The sequence below is a fragment of the Schaalia naturae genome (assembly GCF_042665795.1).
In the GTDB taxonomy this organism is placed as follows: domain Bacteria; phylum Actinomycetota; class Actinomycetes; order Actinomycetales; family Actinomycetaceae; genus Pauljensenia; species Pauljensenia naturae.
In genome coordinates this window covers 1,507,798-1,522,701 of record NZ_JBHTEF010000001.1, presented here as the reverse complement: position 1 = coordinate 1,522,701, position 14,904 = coordinate 1,507,798, and the positions used below count along the sequence as shown (strand labels likewise).

Annotated in this window: 14 protein-coding genes and 2 tRNA genes; 9 read left to right on the top strand and 7 right to left on the bottom strand. The window is 72.9% G+C overall.

Translation table 11 applies throughout. From position 1 onward, the window contains the following. Positions 1 to 3 precede the first annotated feature (3 nt). Both ACFQWG_RS06745 and ACFQWG_RS06740 read left to right on the top strand, forming a co-directional pair. Complete coding sequence (locus ACFQWG_RS06745; RefSeq protein ID WP_380973482.1) at positions 4 to 630, top strand: DUF402 domain-containing protein; 627 nt, start codon at positions 4 to 6, stop codon at positions 628 to 630. Positions 631 to 915: 285 nt separating this feature from the next. Continuing rightward, a complete protein-coding gene (locus ACFQWG_RS06740) occupies positions 916 to 1,968 on the top strand; it encodes a pyridoxal-phosphate dependent enzyme (protein WP_380973480.1) in 1,053 nt (350 codons plus the stop codon). 29 nt (positions 1,969 to 1,997) lie between these two features. On the opposite strand, the gene ACFQWG_RS06735 is transcribed toward ACFQWG_RS06740, so the two are convergent. The 5 genes from ACFQWG_RS06735 to ACFQWG_RS06715 form a co-directional block, all read right to left on the bottom strand. Beyond that, positions 1,998 to 2,651 (bottom strand): NAD(P)-binding oxidoreductase, encoded by a 654-nt coding sequence (locus ACFQWG_RS06735; protein ID WP_380973477.1) that lies wholly within the window; start codon positions 2,649 to 2,651, stop codon positions 1,998 to 2,000. A 103-nt stretch (positions 2,652 to 2,754) separates the two neighbouring features. Then, positions 2,755 to 3,888: an ABC transporter permease gene (locus ACFQWG_RS06730; RefSeq protein ID WP_380973474.1), complete on the bottom strand. Its 1,134-nt coding sequence runs from the start codon at positions 3,886 to 3,888 to the stop codon at positions 2,755 to 2,757. Beyond that, entirely contained in the window at positions 3,885 to 4,823 is a 939-nt protein-coding gene (locus ACFQWG_RS06725) for an ABC transporter ATP-binding protein (RefSeq protein ID WP_380973471.1), read from the bottom strand. The genes ACFQWG_RS06730 and ACFQWG_RS06725 overlap by 4 nt, the downstream gene beginning before the upstream one ends. Before the next feature lie 115 nt (positions 4,824 to 4,938). Then, the gene (locus ACFQWG_RS06720; protein WP_380973468.1) at positions 4,939 to 5,682 is read right to left on the bottom strand and encodes a response regulator; all 744 of its coding nucleotides are present in this window, start codon (positions 5,680 to 5,682) and stop codon (positions 4,939 to 4,941) included. Continuing rightward, positions 5,679 to 7,016, bottom strand: a complete 1,338-nt coding sequence (locus ACFQWG_RS06715) for a sensor histidine kinase (RefSeq protein WP_380973466.1) — start codon at positions 7,014 to 7,016, stop codon at positions 5,679 to 5,681. Before ACFQWG_RS06715 ends, ACFQWG_RS06720 begins: the two co-directional genes overlap by 4 nt. A gap of 84 nt (positions 7,017 to 7,100) precedes the next feature. Here ACFQWG_RS06715 and ACFQWG_RS06710 point away from each other — a divergent pair, with 84 nt between their 5' ends. The 3 genes from ACFQWG_RS06710 (at position 7,101) to ACFQWG_RS06700 (ending at position 7,949) form a co-directional block, all read left to right on the top strand. Beyond that, positions 7,101 to 7,592 (top strand): hypothetical protein, encoded by a 492-nt coding sequence (locus ACFQWG_RS06710; protein WP_380973463.1) that lies wholly within the window; start codon positions 7,101 to 7,103, stop codon positions 7,590 to 7,592. Between the two features lie 100 nt (positions 7,593 to 7,692). Continuing rightward, positions 7,693 to 7,764 (top strand) — tRNA-Asn (locus ACFQWG_RS06705). Between the two features lie 111 nt (positions 7,765 to 7,875). Further along, positions 7,876 to 7,949 (top strand) — tRNA-Ile (locus ACFQWG_RS06700). Positions 7,950 to 8,101: 152 nt separating this feature from the next. Here ACFQWG_RS06700 and ACFQWG_RS06695 read toward each other — a convergent pair. Both ACFQWG_RS06695 and ACFQWG_RS06690 read right to left on the bottom strand, forming a co-directional pair. Next, the gene (locus tag ACFQWG_RS06695) at positions 8,102 to 8,746 is read right to left on the bottom strand and encodes a GNAT family N-acetyltransferase (protein ID WP_380973460.1); all 645 of its coding nucleotides are present in this window, start codon (positions 8,744 to 8,746) and stop codon (positions 8,102 to 8,104) included. A 43-nt stretch (positions 8,747 to 8,789) separates the two neighbouring features. Beyond that, positions 8,790 to 9,887, bottom strand: coding sequence for a hypothetical protein (locus ACFQWG_RS06690; protein ID WP_380973457.1), 1,098 nt, complete (start codon positions 9,885 to 9,887; stop codon positions 8,790 to 8,792). 86 nt (positions 9,888 to 9,973) lie between these two features. Here ACFQWG_RS06690 and ACFQWG_RS06685 point away from each other — a divergent pair, with 86 nt between their 5' ends. Genes ACFQWG_RS06685 through infB form a run of 4 tightly spaced genes read left to right on the top strand, consistent with a single transcriptional unit; the run spans position 9,974 to position 14,874 of the window. Next, complete coding sequence (locus ACFQWG_RS06685; protein WP_380973454.1) at positions 9,974 to 10,441, top strand: ribosome maturation factor RimP; 468 nt, start codon at positions 9,974 to 9,976, stop codon at positions 10,439 to 10,441. 7 nt (positions 10,442 to 10,448) lie between these two features. Beyond that, entirely contained in the window at positions 10,449 to 11,561 is a 1,113-nt protein-coding gene (gene nusA, locus ACFQWG_RS06680) for a transcription termination factor NusA (RefSeq protein WP_380973451.1), read from the top strand. A 22-nt stretch (positions 11,562 to 11,583) separates the two neighbouring features. After that, on the top strand, positions 11,584 to 11,952 hold the full coding sequence (locus ACFQWG_RS06675; protein WP_380973448.1) for a YlxR family protein: 369 nt from the start codon (positions 11,584 to 11,586) through the stop codon (positions 11,950 to 11,952). A 60-nt stretch (positions 11,953 to 12,012) separates the two neighbouring features. Next, positions 12,013 to 14,874, top strand: coding sequence for a translation initiation factor IF-2 (gene infB / locus ACFQWG_RS06670; RefSeq protein WP_380973445.1), 2,862 nt, complete (start codon positions 12,013 to 12,015; stop codon positions 14,872 to 14,874). Positions 14,875 to 14,904 lie beyond the last annotated feature (30 nt).

Genomic DNA, 14,904 nt, shown 5'->3' with positions numbered 1-14,904 from the left:
GGTGTGGCCGGCCGGACAATGCTGTTGCGGTATCTGTATCCGGACGGCCGGCTGCAGGCGGCCCTGCCCATGCGCGTGGTCGAGGACTCGGGTGGCACAGTCGTGGCGTGGCTGGCCGCGGGCACCCAGATCGAGTACTGGGCGACTGCCGGCGGCTTGGCGGATCCCCGTACCGTGCCGCTGCCGCAGCGTTTCCGCCAGGCCCTGGGCCATGCTCCCCGACGTTGGGAGGGAAGCGGCGTCCTGCGGGTCATCTCCCTGGGTGAGCACTGGCAGGTCCTGCGCTTCTGGGATCCGCAGAGCAGCCGGTTCTCGGGATGGTACGTCAATCTGGAATCGGCGAAGCTGCGCCACGGGAACGTCATCGATGCCGTCGACTGGCATCTCGACCTCCTGATCTCGCCCTCGTTCGACGTGACGTGGAAGGACGAGGACGAGGCCCTGGCCGCCTGCGGGACGGAGTACCTGCGCAGCCGGGACCTGGAGTCGGCGCGGCAGGTCGGCGAGCGGATCGCACAGGATCCCCGCGGATTCCTCGCCTCGATCGGGGACTGGCGCGCCTTTGTCCCGGACAGCGGATGGGGTCCCCTGCGACTCCCGGACGGGTGGGACCGGAACCCCACCGGGTGACCTGGCCCGGGGCCGATGGCGTGTCGCCCCGTTGGGGGGTCGCCCGAGCCCAGGCGTCGTATGGGGCCGGGACCGAGCTGCTGGTAGAGTGGCCGCGTGCATCATCTCCTGTGTTGTCGCTGTCGCTGACCTCCCCGGTCAGGTGGCCCGCTATGTCGCGGGCCGCGCGGCAGGACCGGGGAGCCGCCCCCGGCGCACGGTCTGCGGGGGCGCTCGATCCCTCCGACAACACCCCGCAGGAGATTCCCCATGTCCACGTCTGCACCTTTGGCTTCGTCCGCCTCCATGCCTGAGACGTCCGCGCGACCCCGTCCGATGGCCTACGCCGATCACGTCACCGAGCTCATCGGGAACACCCCCCTGGTCCGCCTCGCCCGCGTGAGCGAAGGGCTGGCGGCGACCGTCCTCGCGAAGGTCGAATACCTCAACCCCGGCGGCTCCGCGAAGGACCGCATCGCGGGACGCATCATCGAGGCGGCCGAGCGGGAGGGACGTCTGCGCCCGGGCGGCACGATCGTGGAACCGACCTCGGGCAACACCGGCGTCGGTCTGGCGCTGTTCGCGGGACGGCGCGGATACCGCACCGTCTTCGTCGTCCCCGACAAGGTCGGCGTGGAGAAGCGCAACGTCCTGCGGGCCTACGGCGCCCAGGTCGTCGTCACCCCCACGGCGGTCGCTCCCGACGATCCGCGCTCCTATTACTCCGTCGCCCGCATGCTCGAGGCCGCGATCCCGGGGGCCTACGTGCCCAACCAGTACGACAACCCGAACGGCCCGGCGGCCCATTACGCGACGACCGGCCCGGAGATCTGGCGTGACACGGCGGGGCAGGTCACCCATCTCGTCGCCGGGATCGGCACCGGCGGGACCATCACGGGGGCGGGACGCTACCTCAAGGACGTCTCCCGCGGCTCGGTGCGCGTCGTCGGCGCGGACCCGGAGGGCTCGATCTACTCGGGTGGGCCGGTCCACGTCTACGACGTCGAGGGCGTGGGAGAGGACTTCTGGCCAGGCACATACGACCCGGGAGTCCCCGATTCGGTCGAACGGGTCGACGACGCGGAGTCCTTCGCGATGACGCGCCGGCTGGCCCGGGAGGAGGGCCTGCTGGTCGGCGGGTCCTCGGGGATGGCGGTCGCCGCGGCCCTGCGGGTGGCCAGGCAGGCGGAGGAGGACGCGGTGATCGTCGTCATCCTGCCGGACTCCGGGCGCGGTTACCTCGACAAGATCTTCTCCGATGGGTGGATGCGCGAGCGCGGGCACCTCGGCCGGCCGGCGGAGGAGACCGGATGGATGCCCTGGGAGGCGCTCGACGCCCTGGACCTTCCCGCCCAATGAGCCGGGCGGGCCGGCCTCCCCGCCGGGCGTCAGCCCGCCAGGCCGGCCAGAGCCTGCGCGATCGGCACCGAGCCGGTGTTGAATGCGATCGCGCGGCGCACGGTGGCAGGCTCATCGAGCGAGGCGACGATCACGGCGGCGACGTCGCCGCGGGCGACGGTCGCCGGCTCCGTCGCGGTGACGTCGATGAGTCCGGTCGACGCGCCGAGCGTCAGCCCGCTGGGCGCGAGGATCGTCCAGTCCAGGCCGCTGGCGCGCAGGTGGGCGTCGGCGGCGGCCTTCGCCTCCGCGTAGGCGTGGAAGGGGTCGGCGGGCGGCACACCGTGGTCGGGCCCGGCCCCGAAGTAGGAGACCATGACGAACCGGCCGATGCCCGCGGCCGCTGCGGCGTCGATCGCGCGGATCGCGGCGTCGCGGTCCACGGCGCGGGTCCGCGCCGGGTCCCCGCCGCCGGCTCCGGCCGACCAGATCACCGCATCGTGGCCCGCCAGCTTCTCGGCGAGGCCGTCCCGGTCGAGGTGCTCGACATCCGCCACGACGGGGACGGAGCCGGTGCGGGCGACATCCCCGGCGTGGTCGGGGTTGCGGATGAGGGCGTCGACCTCATGCCCGGCGGAGACGAGCAGAGGCTCCGCGAGGAGCGCGACCTTGCCGTGTCCTCCGATGAGCGCGATCCGTGCCATGGGTCCTCCTCGAGGCGGTGCGGGCGATGACATCCCTCACGCTACGGCCTCGGGAGCGGCGTGGCGCGGTGAGGCGCGGTGAGGCGCGGAGGAGCCAGCTCCCTCACACCCGGCCCGCCGCCAGGGCCTCCCTCAGGCGGACCCGCGGGCCGACGTTGAGCAGGGATCGCCGGTAGATCCGAGCGGCCACCGCGATGGCCGCGGTCGCCGATACCGCCAGCACCGCGAGGGACACCAGCGGCTCCCACCATGCGGCATCCCCTGTGAACAGCCGCACCGGCATGGCGACGGGCGCGGAGAAGGGGAAGTACGACGCGACGACCATCACCAGGCGGTTCTCCGGGAACAGGATGACGATGAAGTAGGGGAGCATCGTCAGCATCATCGCCGGCATGAGGACGCTGCCCGAGTCCTCGATACGCGAGACCAGAGAGGCGCTCGCGGCGAAGATGGCGGCCAGCAGCACGAAGCCCACGATGAAGAACAGGATGAACCACAGCAGCGGCGCCCCGAGCAAGGACAGGAGATCATCCTGGCCGGTGGCCATCAGGCCGATGACGGACACGGCGGCCACCGCGGCCGTCTGGCCCAGTGCCAGGGCGCTGTTGCCCAGGATCTTGCCCGCCAGCAGCGCCCTGGCGGGCACGGCGGCGAGGAGGATCTCGACGGTGCGCGTCTGCTTCTCGACGATCGTGTTGTTCGCGATGGTCGCCCCGAACCCGATGGCGGACATCATGAAAACGGCTCCGAACAGCGCGGATACCAAGTAACGCATGCCGTCGCCGGAGGTCTGGGGCTCCAGGAGGTCCACAGGCGGCGCGACCGTGAAGGCGGCGACCACGTCGGAGGGCTGGGAGTCCAGGGACAGGATGCGGATCCCCAAGGGCGAGGCGCCGGTGGCATCGGGGACGATCGCCGCGTCGACGGAGCCGTCGCGGACCGCGGCGCGCGCGGCGTCCTCGTCGGCGACCTCGACGGGCTCCAGGGGCGAGCCCTCCGCCACGGCGGCGAGCGCGCCGGCGACCTCGGGGGTCGCGGCGACGGGGACGGGATCGGGATCGCGTCCGGCGAGGAGGCCGCCGACGACGACGGAGGCGAGGACCGCCACCAGCAGGATCGCGGTCGAGACGACGAAGGACTTCGTGCGCACCTGGGAGGTGATCTCGCGGGCGGCGACCAGCCCGGTCGCGCCCCAGAAGCTCAGGGGGGCGTGCGCCCCCGGTGTCGTGGTGGTCATGCGGCGTGCTCCTCGGTGCGGGCCGGGTCGGTGTCCGGGGCGGCGGTGTCGGCGACGACGTCGCGGAAGATCTCGGCGAGTCGGGGGACCTCGGGGGTGAAGGCGTGGACGGGCCCGCGGTCCAGGGACTCCCGGAGCACCCGCTGCGCTGTCGCCTCGGCGTCGGTCTCGAAGATCGCCCGGTCCCCGGACAGCTCGGTGACGACCACGCCGGGCACGCCTCGCAGCCACCCCATGTCCGTGCCCGCATCGATGTGGTAGCGGCGTCCGGAGTGCCGGGCGCGCAACTCGTCGATGCCGCCGCGGGCGCGGATCCTGCCTCGGGAGATGATGACGAGGTCATCGCACAGGCGCTCGACGACGTCCAGCTGGTGGGAGGAGAGCAGGATGGGGATCCCTCGGGCCGCCCTCTCGGAGAGGACGGTGACGATCGTGTCCACCGCCAGGGGATCCAGCCCGGAGAAGGGCTCATCCAGGACCAGTGCCGTCGGCTCGTGCACGAGGGCCACGGCGATCTGGGCGCGCTGCTGGTTGCCCAGCGACAGTTTCTCGATAGGGTCCTTCGCGCGTTCGGTGAGGCCGAGCGCCTCGACCAACTCCTCCGCGTTGCGCGCGGCCCGGGTCCGGGACAGGCCGTGGAGACGGGCGAAGTAGACGAGCTGCTCCAGCAGGGGCATCTTCGGGTAGAGCCCGCGCTCTTCGGGCATGTAGCCGAACCCTCGCCGGGCGGCGGGGTCGAGAGGACGGCCCTGCCAGGTGATCTGGCCGCCGTCGGCGGCCAACACCCCCAGGATGATGCGCATCGTCGTGGTCTTGCCGGCGCCGTTTCCGCCGACGAACCCGGTGAGCCGGCCGGGGACGATGGTGAAGGAGGCGTCGTCGACGGCGGTGCGCCCGCCGAAGGTGCGGGTGATGTGCTCGACGGCCAGGGCCATGAGTTCCGTCCTCTCGTGGGGTGACGGGATCACGGTAGGCGGTGACCGGGAGAGGGGGCCTCCCCCTGGCGGGGGAATTCCCCGGATCCTCCCCGCGGGGGACGGGGGCGGCTCCTCAGCGGGCGAGGCCGTGACGGTGCGCCCACACGACCGCCTGCACGCGGTCGCGCACGCCGAGCTTCATGAGGACGTTGGAGACGTGGGTCTTGACGGTGGCGCGCCCCACGACCATGCGCGCAGCGATCTCCCCATTGGACAATCCCTCCGCCATGAGGCGGAGGACGTCCGTCTCGCGCGGGGTGAGCTCGACGCCCGGGGAGACCTCCACCGGGTCGTCCGGGCCAGCGGCGAGGCTCGGCTCCGCCGCGTCTCCGGACGGGGCCTGACCGCTCAGTGCCCGTCTGATGAGGGCCCCGGTCAGCTCGGGGGCGACGAGGGCGTCGCCGGCGGCCGCCGAGTGGACGGCCGCGATGAGACGCTCGGGCGGGGTGTTCTTCAGCAGGTAGCCGCAGGCGCCGGCCCTCAGGGAGGCGACCAGGTACTCCTCGCGCTGGAACGTGGTGAGCATCAGGACGGCGCAGCGGAGACCAGGGTCGGAGGTGAGCCGGCGCGTGGCCTCCAGCCCGTCGACGCCGGGCATCTCGACGTCCATGCACACCAGGTCCGGGTGCGTGCGTCGGGCCTCCGCGACGCCGGAGGCTCCGTCGGCGGCCGTGGCCACGACCCGGATGCCGGGGTCGGTCTCCAGGATCATCCGGATGCCGGCGGTCATCAACGGCTGGTCGTCGACCAGGACCACGCGCACAGGCCTCCGGGGCGCCGTTCCGTCCTGGCCGGCAGCGACGCCCTCGTCCCTCATGACTCGGTCCCGCGTGAGAGGGGGACGCGGGCGCGGACGACCCAGCCGCCGGAGGACAGGGGGCCGGCCTCGAACCGCCCGCCGTCGGACTCGACGCGCTCGCGCATCCCGACGAGCCCCAGACCCGAGGGCCCGGACATCGGGCGGGCGAGGCGGCGCGCAGGGCGGGTGTTCGCGATCTCCAGTTCCACCCAGCCCTCCCCGTGGCGCAGGCGGACATCGGCCGTCGTCCCGGGGCCGTCGTGGCGGCGGACGTTCGTCAGAGCCTCCTGAGCGACGCGGTAGAGGTTGAGAGAGACGAGTGGCGGGACGGGGAGAGGGGCTCCGATCTCGGTGAACGTCGTGGGGACGCCGGTGGCGGCGGACTCGACGGCGAGCTCGGGCAGACGGTCGACGCCGAGAGAGGCAGTGGGGTGCGCGGCGTCGTCGGCGCCGGCCTCGAGCACCCCGGCGGGCCCGTCCCCGCCGCCCCGGCGCAGGGCGTGGAGGATGGAGTGCATGTCGTCGACGGCGGAGCGTGAGGCGTCCTCGATACGGACCAGCGCCTCGCGGGCCACGCGGGCGCCGTCGGGCCGGGCCTCCAGGGCGAGCCGGGCGGCTCCGGCCTGGACGCCGATCAGCGACACATGGTGGGCGACGGCGTCGTGGAGCTCGCGGGCGATGCGTACCCGCTCCAGGGCGACCGCCTGCTGCTCGGCGTGGCGGCGCTGGGCGGACAGCTCGCGCGCCAGGTCCTCCAGCCGCGCGCGGTCGCACGCGGAGGCCCACGCCCTCTCCCCGAACCACCAGGCGCCGCCGAAGTACAGGACGTTCGTCAGGAGCTGGATGAGCATGTAGGCGACCAAGGGGGACAACGACCAGCCGGAGGCGTCCAGCGGCAGGGCGTCGAGGACGTCGGGATCCGTGGTCGCGCGGAACAGGGACACGAGCAGCCACACGGACATCGCCGCGACGACGAGGCCGCGCACCCACACCGCCCGCCGTCGGTCGGGGTCCCACGCCCCCTCGGAGTACAGCCCAGTGAACAGGGAGATCTGGGTGATGAGGTACTCCGGGACCCCGACGCCGCCCGCCAGGCCGAACCCGAGCGCCACCAGCGCGACGCACAGCCACGGGCGTGAGCGCCGCAGCGCCAGGGGCAGGACCGCCAGGGCCAGCAGGGCCAGCGATGCCGCCGGCCCGGGGACTTGCGGGTACAGCCCGGTCATCCTCGTCAGCGCCATGGTGAGGACCGACGTCAGGAAGAGGGCCACGGCGGCCAGCGCATCGGACCTGATCGCGGCCGGTCCGGGCGCGGGACGCGCCGCCAGGGGTCTCTCGGATTGCGGATCCACGCGACCACGGTAGCAACCGGCATCGGCGCCGGGACCGCGGAGGCCCGTCCGGCCCGCCGCCGCCGTCCCCGTTACGCTGGGCGTATGGCGAAACGACCGTCCCTGCCCCCGAAGCTCTCCCGGTTCGTGTCCGGTCCGCAGTCGCTGGGCCCCGCCGAGGAGCTCTCCGACGGGAGCTGGGCGGTCGCGGGGCGTGACGCTCTGGTGGTGGTCGGCCCCGGCGGCGTGACAGATTCCGCGATGTGGTACCAGGTGCAGTACGCGCGGTGGGACGCGGCGACGCGCGGACTCACGATCGTGTGGGTGGATCCGGCGCGCCCGCCTCTGACCGCCACGACGGTCTCCGAGGATCCGGGCGGCTTCATGGCGGAGGTCTCTGCGAATGTCACTCATGCGCTGGTCGTCCAGAAGACCGCGGTCACCGGCAGCGGGACGCGGATCACGGCCTCCGTGCGGCGCCGCGAGGACGGCCGGCTGTTCTCGGCGCTGGTCGCCGACGGCCCGCTGGACAAGCCCGGGCAGTCAGCGGCCGATGCCCTGGAACGCGAGGTCCGCGAGGGCGTCGGGCTGGACTGAGGAGAGCCCCGGGCCGGCGCGCCGGCTGAGTCGTGCGCCACGTCGCCGTGATTTGCCGCGGTCAGCCGGACCTCGCTAGTATCGTCCGTGCACCACGCGATCCGGCGTAGCTCAACGGCAGAGCATCCGACTGTTAATCGGACGGTTACTGGTTCGAATCCAGTCGCCGGAGCGAACGGCTGCCCCCGGTCTTCCAGACCGGGGGCTTTGTCGTCGTGTCGTGGGACGAGGCCGCCCCTGCGGAGTTGCCGGGAGCCCGCCCGCGAGCCGGTACCCTGAGAGGGCCCCGATAGCTCAGTCGGTCAGAGCAGCGGACTCATAATCCGTCGGTCGTCGGTTCAAGCCCGACTCGGGGCACCGCGCGACGGCCTCCGGCGCCGAGCGCGAGGTTCGGCGCGATCTGAGGGTCTTTACGAGTCTGTTTCGGCGTCGAACCTCGGGTCCGGCGCCCAGCGCGCACGCGAACCACGCTCTCAGCGCAGCCGGCGGGGCGCCGGCCCGAACAGGGCTCACACGCCGGCCCGCCGCCTCTTCCTCTCGACCCGGTCGCTCAGACGGGCGCGGACCCCGGGCCATTCCCCAGCCGTGATCGAGAACATCGCCGTGTCTCGCGGGACGCCGTCCTCGCCATCGGCCTGCGAGGGCTGCCAGGCGCGCAGGACACCCTCGAACCGCCCCCCGACCGCGGCGATGCCGGCCCGTGCCCGCTCGTTGCGGGCGTCCGTCTTGATGTCGAGGCGCGCGACATCCCAGTCCTCGAAGGCGTGGGCGAACAGCACCAGCTTTGAGGCCGAGTTCAGCGCCGTGCCGCGCGCCGCCGGCGCCAGCCAGGAGCTGCCGACCTCGACGGCCAGGAGCCGCCCGTCGGCGAAGAACCGGGGCGACAGGTAGGCGGTGTGCCCGACGATCCGCCCGCTGGCGAGATCGATCTGGGCGAAGGGCACGTACTGTCCGTCCTCAGCGCGGGCGAGGCTGCGGGCGACGAACGCCTCGATCGTCCCCGGCGTCGGGACGTCGGCCATCGAGGGCCGGTCCCGGGCGCCCACCGCCGCCTCCCGCAGGCCGGGCAGATGACCGGGGTCGAGCGGTTCCAGCCGGAGGAGGTCGTGGGCGAGGACCTGTCCGGCGATCCGGCGGGGAGGGGAAGCGACCATAGCAGAACGCTAGACCAGCCGCTCCGTCCCCGGCCGGACCCTCTCAGGGAACCTGGACCCCGGGCACGGCCTCCAGACCGGCGTCGCCCGTGGCCTCCCACTCGAGCACATCCTGGGAGGCCATCTGGGCGCCGATACCGCGCACGGTGGGAGAATCGGAGGCGAGAAGGTCCAGATCCGCGCCCAGGACCAGGGCGTCCACGCCCGCCAGATCCACGTCGTCGGCGAGCGCGCAGCGCTGCTCGCGCGCATCGGACACGCCCATCGCCAGCACCGCGGCGGCGCGGGCGAGCAGCGCGTCGGCGCGAGCGGAGGCGTCATCGAGCGCCCCCTCCACCACCTGCAGACGAGGGAGGGCCTGAGCCGCGCAATCCCACACGCGCACGGCCTGGGCCAGATCCTCAGAGCTCTGGGCGTCCGCGCTGTCGGAGGGCAGCGGCGAGGCGCTGGGCTGAGGATCCGGGACTCCCTCGTCGGCGAAGGACCATCCGCGCCAGCCCTGGCCGCCGGCCGTCATCGCGACCTCGAGTCGGGCCTGGAGGGAGTCCACCTCCGCCGTCCCCTCGCTCAGGGCGACCCCGTAGGCGTCGGCGAGGCGCTGCGCGGAGGCCAGCCGTCCCACGGCCACCGCGCCCAGAGTGCGGGCGTCCTCACCGGAGACCTCCGTGTCCCCCGAGACCTCCTCCAGGTCGCGGCGGGCGGTGGCGGCCAGCCAGGTGGCCAGGGCCTGCGGGTCCATCGGGGCGTCGGCGACGGGCTCGGGCGAGGTGGCGCCCTCGGGCGTGGCCCCGTTCCACGGATCCCACACGCCTCCCAGCGTCTGCACGCGGGCGTCTGAGGCGGCGGCCAGGGCGTCGAGCGACTCCCGGCACGAGGAGCAGGCCGTGGCCTTCGCGGAGAGCGCCCGGGCCTGATCCGCGGCCGCGGCGTCCGCGCGCACGCTCGTGTCGCGGACGAGGGCGATGCCGGTCAGCGCGGGCAGCGCCCCCGGGGAAGCCTCCAGATGGATGCCGCATCCCGTCGCCGTCCCCGCGACGGCCAGCGCGGCCGCGACGGCCAGCGACGCCCTCGCCGCCCGGGTCCCGGACGGGAGAGCGCGGTGGGGACGCGGGGAGGGCGGGTGCGACGGCGACTGGATCACCCCCCGATCATCCCATGTCCCCACGGGTAGGATGGACCTCTGGCCCATGTCGTGGGGCTGATGGCGAAGAACACCTGGGAGGGACCGTGGCCGCACACGAATCCGCAGACCTGCGGGGGCTGCTCGAGGGCGTGGTCGCCGAGACGGGGCTGGTCCTGGAGTCCGTGCGCGAGCTCCAGCGCGGCGGGACGCCCGTCGTCATGGTCGTCGTCGACGCGGCGGACGGCGTGCGGGGCGTGGACTCGGACACGTTGGCGGAGGTCTCGCGCGCCGTCTCGAAGGAGATGGACCGCGCCGATCCCATCGACGGCGAGTACGTGCTGGAGGTCTCGACACCGGGCGCGGAGCGCGAACTCACCGAGACGCGCCATTGGAGGCGTGAGATCGGCCGCGTGATCCGCGTGTGCCTGCGCGACCGTTCGGAGGTCACGGGCCGCCTCGTCGCCGCGGGCGAGGAGTCGGCGACGCTCGACGTGGACGGCGAGGCGGTTACGATCTCCTACGCACAGGTGAAGAAGGCGCGTCCGCGCGTCGAGTTCGGCTCTGAGGAGTGAGGCGACCGTGGAAATCGACATGACGGCACTGCGCATGGTGGAGCAGGAGAAGGGCGTCGACCTGGAGACGCTCGTCGACGCGATCGAGGAGGCCCTGCTCAAGGCGTACCACAACATGCCGGGCGCCATCTCCCGCGCGCGCATCGAGATCGACAGGCGCACCGGCCGCGTCACCGTGATGGCCACGGAGGAGGACGAGGACGGGAACCCCATCGGCGAGTTCGATGACACGCCCTCCAACTTCGGGCGGATCGCCCAGTCGACCGCGCGGTCGGTGATCATGCAGCGCCTGCGCGACGCGGACGACGCCCGGGTCCTGGGCGATTTCGCCTCGAAGACGGGCCAGATCGTCACCGGCATCGTCCAGCAGGCCCGTGAGGGGCGGGTGACGCTGGTCAAGCTCGCCGACGACTTCGAGGCCGTCCTGCCCGACGCCGAGAAGGTCCCCGGGGAACGCTACCGGCACGGCGACCGCATCCGCGCCTACATCGTCGCGGTGGAGCGCACGGACAAGGGGGCGCGCATCACGCTGTCGCGCACCCACCCGGGGCTGGTGCTCGGCCTGTTCGAGCGCGAGGTCCCCGAGGTGCAGCAGGGCCTCGTCCAGATCAAGGCGGTCGCCCGCGAAGCCGGGCACCGAACGAAGATCGCGGTGGCCGCCACGCGCGACGGCATCAACGCCAAGGGCGCCTGCATCGGCCCGATGGGGGCCCGCGTGCGCACGGTCATGACGGAACTGGGCGGGGAGAAGATCGACATCGTCGACTGGTCGGGAGACCCGGGGCGCTTCGTGGCAAACGCGCTGTCACCCGCCCGCGTCTCGCGTGTCATCGTGCACTCCGTGGAGCAGCGCACGGCCACGGCCATTGTGCCGGACTTCCAATTGTCCCTGGCCATCGGCAAGGAGGGGCAGAACGCCCGACTCGCCGCGCGCCTGACCGGCTACCACATCGACATCCACTCCGACGCGGAGACCGGGGACACCGCCCGGGCGTCGCGATCGTCGATGTCCGACACGGTCGTCGAAGCCGGGGCCGCCCCCGTCGCGGAGACGTCGGCCCCGCCCGACGTGACCAGTCGCTCACAGGCGCCCGGCGTGGACTCGGACACGCTCGGCTAGACTGGGGAGGCTGTTGCTGCACATGGACGCTGGTCGGACACCGGGGGGAGCCCCGGGCCCGGTCCGCACCTGCGTGGGGTGCGGCGAACGGGCCCCGCGGGCGGATCTCATCCGCGTGCGAGCGGCCCCCGACGGATCCGCCTCGGTGGATCCGTATGGCGATCGTCCCGGCCGGGGCGCCTGGGTCCATCCGGATCCGGGCTGTATCGGCCGTGCCCGCTCCCGGCGGGCGCTGACGCGCTCCCTCAGGCTCACCCGCGGGGCGGGGGACCAGGTGTGGGCGGATCTGCTGGAGATCGCCGGCCATTCAGCGGCGCGCCTGGCGCGCCGGACCTCGAGTGATGGAAGCGGGTTGGAAGCCGATGGGCACCCGATGAGTACCCAGCGATGAGCTGCCAGCAAGACCAGTAGAGGCGCCTCCTGTCCGGGGGCGCGTCCGAACAGGAGAGATGTGGCAAAGTTGCGTGTCCACGAGCTCGCGAAGGAGCTCGGAATCACCAGCAAGGACCTCTTGACGTACCTGCGCAGCAGCGGGGAGTTCGTCAAGGCGTCCAGTTCCGCGTTGGAGCCGCCAGTCGTGCGGTCCGCGCGTGAGCACTACCAGTCGGTGTCCCCCCGCAAGGCCGAGGGGACGGCCGACGCGAGGAAGCAGGGGTCGGGTCCGGCCCGGCCCGGCGGCGCCCGTTCCTCGGGCCAGCGGTCGGGCGGGGACCATACGGGTCCGCACCCCACGCCCGGGCCTCGGGCACCTCGCTCCGGCTCGGCCCAGGAGCCGGCCCGCTCGCACGGCGGGCACGAGGCGCCGCACCGTCCGGAGCATTCGAGCACGACCCATGCCGCCCCCCATCCCGGGCCCTCCCAGTCCGAGCACCAGGGGTCCCGTCCGGCGCCCAGCGCGAGGTCGGGCCACGGCGCGGGACAAGGACGCCAGGAGCACTCGGGCGCGCCCCGTCAGGGGGCCCCTCGTCCCGGCCCCCGGCCGGCCGGTCCGCGCCCAGGCAACAACCCGTATGCCTCGAGCCAGGGCATGCCCCGGCCGGGCGGCAGCGGCGGCCCGCGTCCGGGACCTCGTCCCGGAGCCCGGCATCAGGGCCAGCCCGGATCGGAGCGCTCCGGACGCCCGGGCGCCGCAGGCAGCGGCGGTCCGCGCCCCGGCGCCCGTCCCGGGCGTCCCGGGCCGGGTGGGAACCGCCCGAACCCCGGCATGATGCCGGGGCACGCGAACTTCGCGCGGCCCGGTGATCGCCCCGCGCGCCCCGGCGGCGGTCGCGGCGGGAGGGGCGGCGGTCCCCGCACGGGCGGCGGGCCCGGGACCGGCGTCGGCACCGGCGCGCCCGCTGGAGGCTTCGGCGGCGGCCCGCGCGGCGGTCGCGGCGGGCGGGGCTCCACACCGGGAGCCTTCGGACGCGGCGGCGGCCGGTCCCAGCGGGGACGGAAGTCGAAGCGCGCGAAGCGCCAGGAGTTCGAGCAGCAGAGCGCGCCGACGATCGGCGGCGTGTCGATCCCGCGCGGCAACGGGCAGGAGATCCACATCCGCCAGGGGGCCTCGCTGGCCGATCTCGCGGACAAGATCAACGTCAACCCCGCGGCACTGGTCACGGTGCTCTTCCACCTGGGCGAGATGGCCACGGCCACCCAGTCCCTGGACCAGGACACCTTCGAGGCGCTGGGGGCCGAGCTCGGGTACGACCTCAAGGTCGTCTCCCCCGAGGACGAGGACCGCGAGCTTCTGGAGTCCTTCGACATCGACCTGGAGGCCGAGGAGGCGGACGACGAGGAGCATCTCAAGGCGCGTCCGCCGGTGGTCACCGTCATGGGCCATGTCGATCACGGCAAGACGAAGCTGCTGGACGCGATCCGCCACACGGATGTCGTCGACACCGAGCACGGCGGCATCACCCAGCACATCGGCGCCTACCAGGTGCGGGTCGACGTCGACGGGCAGGACCGCGCGATCACGTTCATCGACACTCCCGGGCACGAGGCCTTCACGGCCATGCGCGCCCGCGGCGCCCAGGTCACCGACATCGCGGTCCTGGTGGTCGCCGCCGACGACGGCGTCATGCCGCAGACGGTCGAGGCGATCAACCACGCCCAGGCGGCCGACGTGCCGATCGTCGTGGCGGTGAACAAGATCGACAAGGAGGGTGCGAACCCTCAGAAGATCCGTTCCCAGCTCACCGAGTACGGCCTGGTGGCAGAGGAGTACGGCGGCGACGTCATGTTCGTCGACGTCTCCGCCAAGCAGCGCATCGGGATCAAGGAGCTGCTGGAGGCGGTCCTGTTGACGGCCGACGCGGCCCTGGACCTGCGGGCGAACCCCGACACGGACGCCCGCGGCGTCGCGATCGAGGCCAACCTGGACAGGGGACGCGGCGCGGTGGCGACGATGCTCGTCCAGCGCGGCACGCTGCACGTGGGGGACGCGGTGGTCGTGGGCTCCGCCCACGGCCGGGTCCGCGCCATGTTCGACGAGTACGGCAAGGAGGTGCCCGCGGCCCTTCCGTCGCGCCCGGTGCAGGTCATCGGCCTGACGTCCGTGCCGCGCGCCGGCGACTCGTTCCTGGTGGCCTCCGATGACCGCACGGCCCGCCAGATCGCGGACAAGCGCGAGGCCGCCGAGCGGGCCGCCCTGCTGGCCAAGCGCCGCAAGCGCGTCTCCCTGGAGGACTTCGACAAGGTCCTCAAGGAGGGCGAGGTCGACACCCTCAACCTCATCATCAAGGGCGACGTCTCCGGCGCGGTCGAGGCCCTGGAGGACTCGCTGCTGCGCATCGACGTGGGCGACGAGGTCCAGCTCCGGATCATCCACCGAGGCGTGGGCGCCATCACGCAGAACGACGTCAACCTGGCCACGGTCGACAACGCGGTCATCATCGCGTTCAACGTCCGCCCGGCGGAGCGCGTGGCGGAGTTGGCGGAGTCCGAGGGCGTGGAGATCAAGTACTACAACGTGATCTATGCGGCCATCGACGATGTCGAGGCGGCTCTGAAGGGCATGCTCAAGCCGATCTACGAGGAGGTGGCCCTGGGCTCGGCGGAGATCCGCCAGGTCTTCCACTCCGGCAAGTTCGGCAACATCGCGGGCTCCCTGGTCCGCTCGGGCGTCATCCGCCGCGGGGCCAAGGCGCGCCTGGTGCGAGATGGCGTCGTGGTCGCGGACAACCTGGAGATCCAGTCGCTGCGCCGCGAGAAGGACGATGTCACCGAGGTGCGCGAGGGCTACGAGTGCGGCATCACACTCGGGTACAAGGACATCGCCGAGGGCGACGTCGTCGAGACCTGGGAGATGCGCGAGAAGGCGCGCGACTGAGCCGCCGGATCGCTGCGCACGCACCGCGCC

What these genes read in the sequence shown, in the direction of transcription:
- ACFQWG_RS06740 (WP_380973480.1), top strand. Translation starts at nt 916, where the DNA reads ATGCCTGAGACGTCCGCGCGACCCCGTCCGATGGCCTACGCCGATCAC.
- ACFQWG_RS06735 (WP_380973477.1), bottom strand. Translation starts at nt 2,651, where the DNA reads ATGGCACGGATCGCGCTCATCGGAGGACACGGCAAGGTCGCGCTCCTC.
- ACFQWG_RS06730 (WP_380973474.1), bottom strand. Translation starts at nt 3,888, where the DNA reads ATGACCACCACGACACCGGGGGCGCACGCCCCCCTGAGCTTCTGGGGC.
- ACFQWG_RS06725 (WP_380973471.1), bottom strand. Translation starts at nt 4,823, where the DNA reads ATGGCCCTGGCCGTCGAGCACATCACCCGCACCTTCGGCGGGCGCACC.
- ACFQWG_RS06720 (WP_380973468.1), bottom strand. Translation starts at nt 5,682, where the DNA reads ATGAGGGACGAGGGCGTCGCTGCCGGCCAGGACGGAACGGCGCCCCGG.
- ACFQWG_RS06710 (WP_380973463.1), top strand. Translation starts at nt 7,101, where the DNA reads ATGGCGAAACGACCGTCCCTGCCCCCGAAGCTCTCCCGGTTCGTGTCC.
- ACFQWG_RS06695 (WP_380973460.1), bottom strand. Translation starts at nt 8,746, where the DNA reads ATGGTCGCTTCCCCTCCCCGCCGGATCGCCGGACAGGTCCTCGCCCAC.
- ACFQWG_RS06675 (WP_380973448.1), top strand. Translation starts at nt 11,584, where the DNA reads ATGGACGCTGGTCGGACACCGGGGGGAGCCCCGGGCCCGGTCCGCACC.